This is a genomic window from Methylobacterium nigriterrae, from assembly GCF_037106235.1.
Taxonomy (GTDB): Bacteria; Pseudomonadota; Alphaproteobacteria; order Rhizobiales; family Beijerinckiaceae; genus Methylobacterium; species Methylobacterium nigriterrae.
The window spans coordinates 23,095-31,502 of sequence record NZ_JBAWTG010000058.1; the positions used below are offsets into that span (position 1 = coordinate 23,095).

The following is an 8,408-nucleotide window of genomic DNA, read 5'->3' on the forward strand; positions in this document are numbered from 1 at the left end:
CGATCGCCCCGGCACGCGGCGGACCGGCGCGAGAACCAGCAAGGGACCTCAGACGTGAGCGACATCACCCTCGCCGGCGAGACCCTGCCGGCACCCACCGGCGCCGAGGCGCGCGCGCTCAGCGACGAGGACCTGGCCGCTCTCCGGCGGGCCGTCCGCGCCCTGGAGCAGCCGGGCCTCGCCGCGCGCCTCTCGGCGGCCGCCGGCGCGCCCCTCGACATGATCGGCCGCTCGCTGCCGGCCCCCGTGACCGACGCGGTCGCCCGCACCACCGAGACGGCGATGCGCGCCGCCCTGCGGGTCGCGCTCAGGACGCTTCCCAGGAAGGACGCCGCGCCGGGGACGGCGGTGGAGCCGCTGACCCGGCGCCGGGAGCATCCGCTCGCACGCCTGCTCGGATCGAGCGACCGCACCCACAAGGCGCTCGCGGCAGCGTCGGGAGCCGTGGGCGGAGCCTTCGGGCTCGCGACGCTCGCGGTCGAGCTTCCCGTCTCCACGACCCTGATGCTTCGCTCGATCGCCGAGATCGCCCGCCAGGAGGGCGAGGACATCGAGACGCCCGAGGGCGCCCTCGCCTGCGTGCAGGTCTTCGCGCTCGGCGGACGCGGCGGCGAGGCGGGCCTCGTCGACAGCGGCTACTTCGCGGTGCGGGCCGCGCTCGCCAAGACCATGGCGGAGGCCGCGCGCTACGCCGGCAGCCGCGCGCTGATGGACGAGGCGGCGCCCGCGCTCCTGCGATTCTCGGCCCAGATCGCGGCAAGGTTCGGGATCGTGGTCTCCCAGAAGGTCGCCGCGCAGGCGGTGCCGATCCTCGGCGCGGTCGGAGGGGCGGCCATCAACGCCGCTTTCATGGACCATTTCCAGTCGACGGCCCGCGCCCATTTCACGGTCCGGCGCCTGGAGCGGGTCTACGGCAAGCCGACGGTGCGCGCCGCCTACGAGATCGAGAAGGCGGCCCTCGCGGCCGCCTGACCGGCGCCCGCCGGCGGGTTGATTTCGGCAGGCTGTTCCGCACTGATCTGCCGGCAAAGCATCCGCGGGCCGGCGGCCCGTCGCATCGGATCGGAGGCGCGCCCTGCTCGGCAATGCGGAGATGATCGGACGGCTCGCCCTCGCGGCCGTGCTCGGCAGCATCATCGGGCTCGAGCGGGAGCGGCTGCTATGGGCGGCGGGACTGCGGACGCACATGCTGGTCTGCGTCGGCGCCTGCCTGTTCATGCTGGTGTCGAGCTTCGGCTTCGCCGATGTCGTCGCGCACGACCACGTGGTGCTCGACCCCTCGCGCGTCGCCGCGCAGGTGGTCTCGGGGATCGGCTTCCTCGGCGCCGGCACCATCCTGCTGCGGGGCGAAGTGGTGCGCGGGCTCACCACCGCGGCGAGCCTCTGGGCGGTGGCGGCGATCGGGCTCGCGAGCGGCGGCGGCCTCTACGTCCCGGCGCTCGCCGCGACCGCGATCGTGTTCGCGATCCTGGCCGGCATGAAGCCCATCGAGGAGCGCTGGCGCGACCGCGCGCAGAGCCGCGTGCTCCGGGTCAGCGCGCAGGCCGGCTGCCTGACCCTCGACACGGTGCAGGAGGCGAGCGGGCAGCCGCTGTCGCGCATCAAGCAGTTCGTGGTGCAGCCGGGCCCGCAAGAGGGCCGGGAGGACATCCGCATCGCCTTCGCGCGCCTGCCCGCCGGCCAGCTCAGCGAGATCGCCGGCCGATTGCGCACCCGCCCCGGCGTCGAGAGCATCGAGATCGAGGAAGGCTGAGCGGCGTCAGGCCGTCGCCTCCGGCGCGCCGTTGTCGAGGAAGAGGCGGTAGGCCGGGTTTTCCGTCTCGTCCGTGCAGGGGTAGCCGAGCTCGGCCACGACCGCGTGAAAGCGGGCGCGCTCGGATTCCGGCACCGTGATGCCCGCCAGCACCCGGCCGTAATCGGCGCCGTGGTTGCGGTAGTGGAACAGCGTGATGTTGAAATCCTCGCCGAGCCCGTCGAGGAAGCGCATCAGGGCGCCCGGTCGCTCCGGGAACTGGAACCGATAGAGGCGCTCGTTCGTCAGGCCCGTGGCGCGCCCGCCCACCATGTAGCGGATGTGGACCTTGGCCATCTCGTTGTCGCTCATGTCGAGGACGCGGTAGCCGCCCTCGCGCAGCGACGCGACGAGCGCCCGCTTCTCGGCCAAGCCGCCCGCGAGGTTCACGCCGACGAAGATCTGCGCCTCGGCATCCTTCGCGTAGCGGTAGTTGAACTCCGTGATGGCGCGCGGACCCAGCGTGCCGATGAAGGCCCGGTAGGCCCCGGCGCGCTCGGGGATCGTGACGCCGAACAGCACCTCGCGCTGCTCGCCGATCTCGGCCCGTTCCGCGATGTGTCGCAGGCGGTCGAAATTGAGATTGGCGCCGCTCGAGATCGCCACCAGCGTGCCGGCGCCCCCCTCGCGCTCGGCGTAGAGCTTGGCGCCCGCCAGCGCCAGCGCCCCCGAGGGCTCCGAGACCGCGCGTGTGTCGTCGAACACGTCCTTCACGGCCGCGCACATGGCGTCGGTGTCGACGGTGATCACCTCGTCGAGGCTCTCGCGGCAGAGCCGGAAGGTCTCGTCGCCCGCGCGGCGCACCGCGACGCCGTCGGCGAACAGGCCGACGCTGTCGAGCGTCGTCGGCTCGCCGGTCGCGAGCGCCGCCGCCATGCAGGCCGCATCGTCCGGCTCGACGCCGATGACCCGGGTCTCGGGGCGCAGGTACTTGACGAAGGTCGCGACGCCCGCGGCCAGGCCGCCGCCGCCGACGGGCACGAAGATCGCCTCGATCGGACCCGTGTGCTGGTGCAGGATCTCCATGCCGATCGTGCCCTGGCCGGCGATCACGTCGGGATCGTCAAAGGGGTGCAGGAAGGTCAGGCCCTCCTCGGCCTCGCGGCGGCGCGCCTCGGCCAAGGCCTCGTCGAAGGTGTCGCCGTGCAGCACGACCTCGGCCCCGCGCGCCCGGCAGGCATCGACCTTGATGGCGGGCGTCGTGCGCGGCATCACGATGACGGCCCGCACGTCGAGCTTGGCGGCCGACAGGGCCACGCCCTGCGCGTGGTTGCCGGCCGAGGCGCAGATGACCCCGCGGGCGAGCTGGTCCGCGTCGAGCCCCGACATCTTGTTGTAGGCCCCGCGCAGCTTGAACGAGAAGACGGGCTGCAGATCCTCGCGCTTGAGGAGAATCGGTCGCGCGTAGCGCGCCGAGAGACGCGGCATCGGGTCGAGCGGGCTCTCGATCGCCACGTCGTAGACGCGGGCGGTGAGGATCTTGCGGATATAGTCGGTCACGGGCCGGGACGATTCTTTCGCGGATGCCGGGATGGGGCCTTCGCCCCGAGATAGACCTTCGTGACCGACAATGCGAGCGGCGGGCCGGCGGCCCCGCGCCTCAGGACAGCCGCTCGACGAGCGCAGCGATCCACACCAGCGCCGCGACGGCCTGGGCCAGGAAGGCGCCGGCCGAGGCGAGATCCTTGACGGTGCCGATGCTCGGGTGGCGATCCGGATGGAGATGGTCGCAGAGCTTCTCGATCGCCGTGTTGAGGAACTCGGCCGCCAGCATCAGGAGCAGGCTCGCGACGAGCGCCACGCGCACCCACAGGCCGGAACCCAGGACCAGCGCCACCGGCACGCCGAGGGCGAGGAGGGCGAGTTCCTGGCGCACCGCACGCTCGGTCCGAGCTCCGTGCAGGAGGCCGCGCCAGGAATTCAGGAAGGCGAGGATCAGGGTGTCCATGCTCAGGGCCCGGCCTCGGTGTCACCGGGCGCGGCCCGCGCGATCCACTTGGCGAGGACGGGCCCGGTGATCAGCACCACGAACAGGCGCAGGGTCTGCACGGCCAGGACGAAGGAGACGTCGGCCTTCGATCCCACCGCGATGATCGCCACGGAATCGAGGCCGCCGGGGCTCGTCGCCAGGAACGCCGTGAGGAAGTCGATCGCCAGGAGATGCGTCAGCCCGAAGGCCCAGCCCGCGCAGAGCAGGATGACGGCGAGCGTCGCCGCGAAGATGCCCGGCAGGGCGTGGATCGTCTCCCGCAGGGTCTCGCGGGTGAAGCGCAGGCCGACATACCAGCCAATCACCGCGTAGGCCGCCTCGAGCAGCGGCACCGGCAGCGCGATGCTGGCGATCCCGGTCGCGTGAAGGCCCGATCCGAGGATCATCGGTCCGATCAGGGCACCGGCCGGAAGGCGGAGCGCGAGCGCGACACCGGCGCCGAGGATCGCCACCGCGAGGGTTGCCACGACCGAGAGCGGCGCCATCGCCTGGGCGGGCATGCTGCCGGCGCTGACCGCGGAGGCGTCGGTGAGGAACCGGGCCACGAGAGAGGCGGACAGCACCACGGTGGCAACCCGCACGTATTGCATGAAGGCGACGAGGCGGGGATCGGAGCCGTATTCCTCGGCCATCGCCACCATGGCGGCAGCCCCGCCCGGCGAGGAGCCCCAGGCCGCCGTCGTGCCAGGGAGCACGCGCAGGCGCGTCAGCACGTAGCCGACGATCGCCCCCGCCAGCACGGTGACGAGCACGACGAGCAGGATCAGGATACCGTCGTCGAGGATCGTGCCGGCGATCTCCGCCGTGATCGCGTGGGCGACGAGGCAGCCGATCAGGGCCTGCGCGCCCTGGAAGCCGGGCTTCGGGATGCGCAGGCCGGCGCCCTGCACCCCGAAGGCGATCGCGGCGAGCATCGGGCCGAGCAGGAGCGCCGCCGGAAAATGCGCCAGCGTGAGGCCGAAGGCGAGGATGCCCGAGGCGACGAGGAGAGCCGCCCAGAGGCCGATGGTCTTGCGGTCGGGCAAGGGGATCCGTCGTGGTGCCGCGCGGGCCGCCGGCGCCGCGTCGTCAGGTGGCGCTACACCGGATCGGCCACGCTGTCACGGCGTCCCGGCGGTTGGCTGCCCTGCGGGTTCGGACAACCCTCGCCAACGTCCGCGATCCGGCAGGCGGCTGTGCCGGCCGGCGCATGCGCGCGGAAGAAGGCGGCGAGATGCTCGAGGCCCGCCGCGCGCGGGTCGCTCGAGCGCCAGGCCAGCGCGATGGTGCGGCCCGGGCCGTCCGCATCGAAGCCGCGCGTCACGATGAGCCCGCTCGGATCGGGCCCGGCCGGCACGGCGAGCGCCGGCAGCAGCGTGTAGCCGGCCCCCGCCGCCACCATCGAGCGCAGGGTCTCGAGGCTGGTGGCGTGCCGCCCGGCCGAGCTCCCGGCCCCGCAGGCCGCTACCGCCTGGTCGCGCAGGCAATTGCCCTCGTCGAGGAGCAGGAGGTCCGGGCCGGCGATGTCGGTCGCCCGCAGGGCGCCACCCTGGGCGAGGGCGTGATCGGCCGGACAGGCGAGCCAGAAGGGCTCGACGAAGAGCGGCGAGATCGCGAGGCCCGACGCGGACAGCGGCAGGGACACGAGCGCCGCGTCGATGCGCCCGTCGCGCAGGCCCTCCAGGATCTCGGCGGTGCGCGCCTCGCTGAGCGCCAGCGACAGGAGCGGGAAGTCCTGGCGCAGGGCGCGCAGCACGAGCGGGAACAGGTAGGGCCCGAGCGTCTGGATGGCCGCCAGCACGAGCCGCCCGGTCAGCGGGGCGCCGCGGCCCTCGCTCGCCAGCGCCAGGAGGCGCTGCGCCTCGGCCAGCACGGCACGGGCCTGCCGCACGATGATCTGGCCGGCCGGCGTCAGCAGGACGCGCCGGTTCGAGCGCTCGAACAGGACGATGCCGAGCGCCTCCTCCAGCTTGCGCACCTGCACGCTCAGGGTCGGCTGGCTCACGTTGCAGCGATCCGCGGCGCGGCCGAAATGGTTCTCGTCGGCGATGGCGACCACGTACCCGAGGTCGCGAAGGGAGAGACCCGCAACGTTCATAGGCTGCATCTATCATAATCTTTGCGACGATGCATTTGCCAATGAGTCACGAGGGGGTCATAACGGCTGTCCAGAACGGTTCCAGGCTCGCCCGCGTCGATCCGCGCATCAGGGCGTTCCCCACCACACATCCAGAGAGGCGCAGCGCATGAGCGATCAACGTCCCATTCTGACGACCCGGCAGGGCCATCCGGTCCGAGACAACCAGAGCCTGCGCACGGTCGGCGAGCGGGGTCCGGCGACGCTTGAGAACTACCAGTTCATCGAGAAGATCACCCATTTCGACCGCGAGCGGATCCCGGAGCGCGTGGTTCATGCCCGCGGCGCCGGCGCGCACGGCTACTTCGAGGCCTACGGCAAGATCGGCGATGAGCCGGCCTCCAAGTACACCCGCGCCCGCGTCCTGAACGAGACCGGCGTGAAGACGCCGATGTTCGTGCGCTTCTCCACGGTGGCCGGCGCCAAGGAGAGCCCGGAGACGGCCCGGGATCCGCGCGGCTTTGCGGTCAAGTTCAAGACCGTCGACGGCAATTGGGACCTCGTGGGCAACAACCTCAAGGTGTTCTTCATCCGCGATGCGATCAAGTTCCCCGACATGATCCACGCCTTCAAGCCCGACCCGGTGACGAACCGGCAGGAGGCCTGGCGCTTCTTCGACTTCGTCGCCGCGCACCCGGAATCGATCCACATGGTGACGTGGCTGAAGTCGCCCTGGGGCATCCCGGCGAATTACCGCGAGATGGAGGGCTCGGGCGTCAACACCTACAAGCTCGTCAACGACCAGGGCGAGGCGGTGCTGTGCAAGTTCCACTGGATCCCGAAGCAGGGCGTCCGCAACCTCACCTCGGGCGAGGCCGAGGCGATCCAGGCCAAGAATGTCGGCCACGCCACGCAGGATCTCTACGACAACATCGCGGCCGGCAATTTCCCCGAATGGGAATTCGCCGTGCAGATCATGCCCGACGGCCCGAACGACCATCTCTCGTTCGACCCGCTCGATGACACGAAGCGCTGGCCCGAGGACCAGTTCCCGCTCCTGAAGTGCGGCCGGATGGTGCTCGACCGGGTGCCGGACAACTTCTTCGCCGATGTCGAGCAGTCGGCCTTCGGCACGGGCGTCCTCGTCGACGGCATCGACTTCTCGGACGACAAGATGCTGCAGGGTCGGACCCTGTCCTACTCGGACACGCAGCGCTACCGCGTCGGCGCGAACTACCTGCAGTTGCCGATCAACGCGCCTCAAGCAGGCGTGAAGGTCTACTCGAACCAGCGCGACGGGCAGATGACCTACACGGTCGACGCCCGCGGCGAGAACCGGCACATCAACTACGAGCCGTCGACGATCGGCGAGGGACTCCGTGAGGCGCCGAAGCGCAAGGAGTACCATCAGCCGGTTGAGGGCAACCTCGGCCGTTACCAGACGAGCCGCACCGAGGACGACTACACGCAGGCCGGCAACCGCTACCGCTCCTTCGAGGATTGGGAGCGCGAGGATCTGATCGCCAATCTCGTGGCCGACATGAAGGAGTGCCCCGAGCCGATCCAGCTGCGGATGGTCTGGCACTTCTGGCACGCGGACGAGGATTACGGCCGCCGCGTTGCGGAGGGCGCGGGCATCGACCTTGAGAAGGCCAAGGCCCTTCCGCCGCTGCCGGGCCGCGCCGCACCGCACAAGCGTCTCCAGGCGGAAACCTACACCGAGGGCGGCCACGCCCATCAGGCTGCGGCCGAGTAGCGGGCGCCGCCGCTTCGCCGACCTTCGCCCCGCCCGGTCTCTGACCGGGCGGGTTTTTTGCGGTCTGCCGGTCTCTGACCGGGCGGGTTTTTTGCGGTCTGCCGGTCTCCGACCGGGCGGGGCTTTGGCGGTCTGCCGGTCTCGGACGGACGAGGTTTTTCCTGGGCCTGGGGCACCTCGCCCGCCATGCCGAGTTGCCTCGTCGAGGGCGCAAGAGGATGCAGGGGCGCGGTCGCGATGAGCCAGATCCTGAGGGCGGGCGAGGGCGAGAGCGTGCGGATCGGTGGCATGCGCGTGACCTATCTCGCGCGCAGCCGCTCGACGCACGACGCCATGGGCATCTACGCCGTGAGCCTCGCGCCGCACTCGCCCGGCGCCGGGCTGCACCGCCACGCGGTGCTCACCGAGACCTTCGAGGTGCACGAGGGCACGCTGTCGCTGCGCATCGACGGGCGTGACCTCGATGCCGGGGCGGGGGATTTCGTGCTGATCCCGCCCGGCCAGCCCCACGCCTTCGCCAACCGCGGCGACCGGCCGGTTCGCTTCACCCTGAGCTTCACGCCTGCGCTCGCCCGCGAAGGGTTCTTCGAGGGGCTCGCCAAGCTCGCCGCGCAGGGCCGGCTCTCGGACGAGGACGCCATGGAGCGGCTGATGCGCCGCTACGACCAGGAGCCGCTGGAAGGCTTCGGCGGGTGGAGCGAGATCGCCTAGGCTATGGTGAGGATTTAAGATTTGGGTCTACCGGGTCGAGGCGAGATCTGATTCAAGGCTGCTTTTTGGGAGAGCTGCCTTGTCATTCCAGCCTGACCCGGAC

Annotated in this window: 8 protein-coding genes; 4 read left to right on the plus strand and 4 right to left on the minus strand. The window is 71.2% G+C overall.

The features are described from left to right. Positions 1-54: 54 nt before the first annotated feature. Both WDW90_RS23405 and WDW90_RS23410 read left to right on the plus strand, forming a co-directional pair. A complete protein-coding gene (locus WDW90_RS23405) occupies positions 55-972 on the plus strand; it encodes an EcsC family protein (RefSeq protein WP_336489863.1) in 918 nt (305 codons plus the stop codon). Positions 973-1,093: 121 nt separating this feature from the next. Beyond that, positions 1,094-1,753 (plus strand): MgtC/SapB family protein, encoded by a 660-nt coding sequence (locus WDW90_RS23410; protein ID WP_336489864.1) that lies wholly within the window; start codon positions 1,094-1,096, stop codon positions 1,751-1,753. Between the two features lie 6 nt (positions 1,754-1,759). On the opposite strand, the gene ilvA is transcribed toward WDW90_RS23410, so the two are convergent. From ilvA to WDW90_RS23430, 4 genes are read right to left on the minus strand one after another with little or no spacing between them, the layout of a single operon-like run. Beyond that, on the minus strand, positions 1,760-3,418 hold the full coding sequence (gene ilvA, locus WDW90_RS23415) for a threonine ammonia-lyase, biosynthetic (protein ID WP_431311108.1): 1,659 nt from the start codon (positions 3,416-3,418) through the stop codon (positions 1,760-1,762). Next, a complete protein-coding gene (locus WDW90_RS23420; protein WP_336489865.1) occupies positions 3,393-3,740 on the minus strand; it encodes a diacylglycerol kinase in 348 nt (115 codons plus the stop codon). The genes ilvA and WDW90_RS23420 overlap by 26 nt, the downstream gene beginning before the upstream one ends. A 2-nt stretch (positions 3,741-3,742) precedes the next feature. After that, positions 3,743-4,807: an AbrB family transcriptional regulator gene (locus tag WDW90_RS23425; RefSeq protein WP_336489866.1), complete on the minus strand. Its 1,065-nt coding sequence runs from the start codon at positions 4,805-4,807 to the stop codon at positions 3,743-3,745. 53 nt (positions 4,808-4,860) lie between these two features. Further along, complete coding sequence (locus WDW90_RS23430; RefSeq protein ID WP_336489867.1) at positions 4,861-5,859, minus strand: LysR substrate-binding domain-containing protein; 999 nt, start codon at positions 5,857-5,859, stop codon at positions 4,861-4,863. Between the two features lie 148 nt (positions 5,860-6,007). On the opposite strand from WDW90_RS23430, the gene WDW90_RS23435 reads away from it, so the two are divergent. Next, positions 6,008-7,594 (plus strand): catalase, encoded by a 1,587-nt coding sequence (locus WDW90_RS23435; protein ID WP_336489868.1) that lies wholly within the window; start codon positions 6,008-6,010, stop codon positions 7,592-7,594. 237 nt (positions 7,595-7,831) lie between these two features. After that, positions 7,832-8,305, plus strand: coding sequence for a cupin domain-containing protein (locus WDW90_RS23440; protein ID WP_336489869.1), 474 nt, complete (start codon positions 7,832-7,834; stop codon positions 8,303-8,305). Positions 8,306-8,408 lie beyond the last annotated feature (103 nt).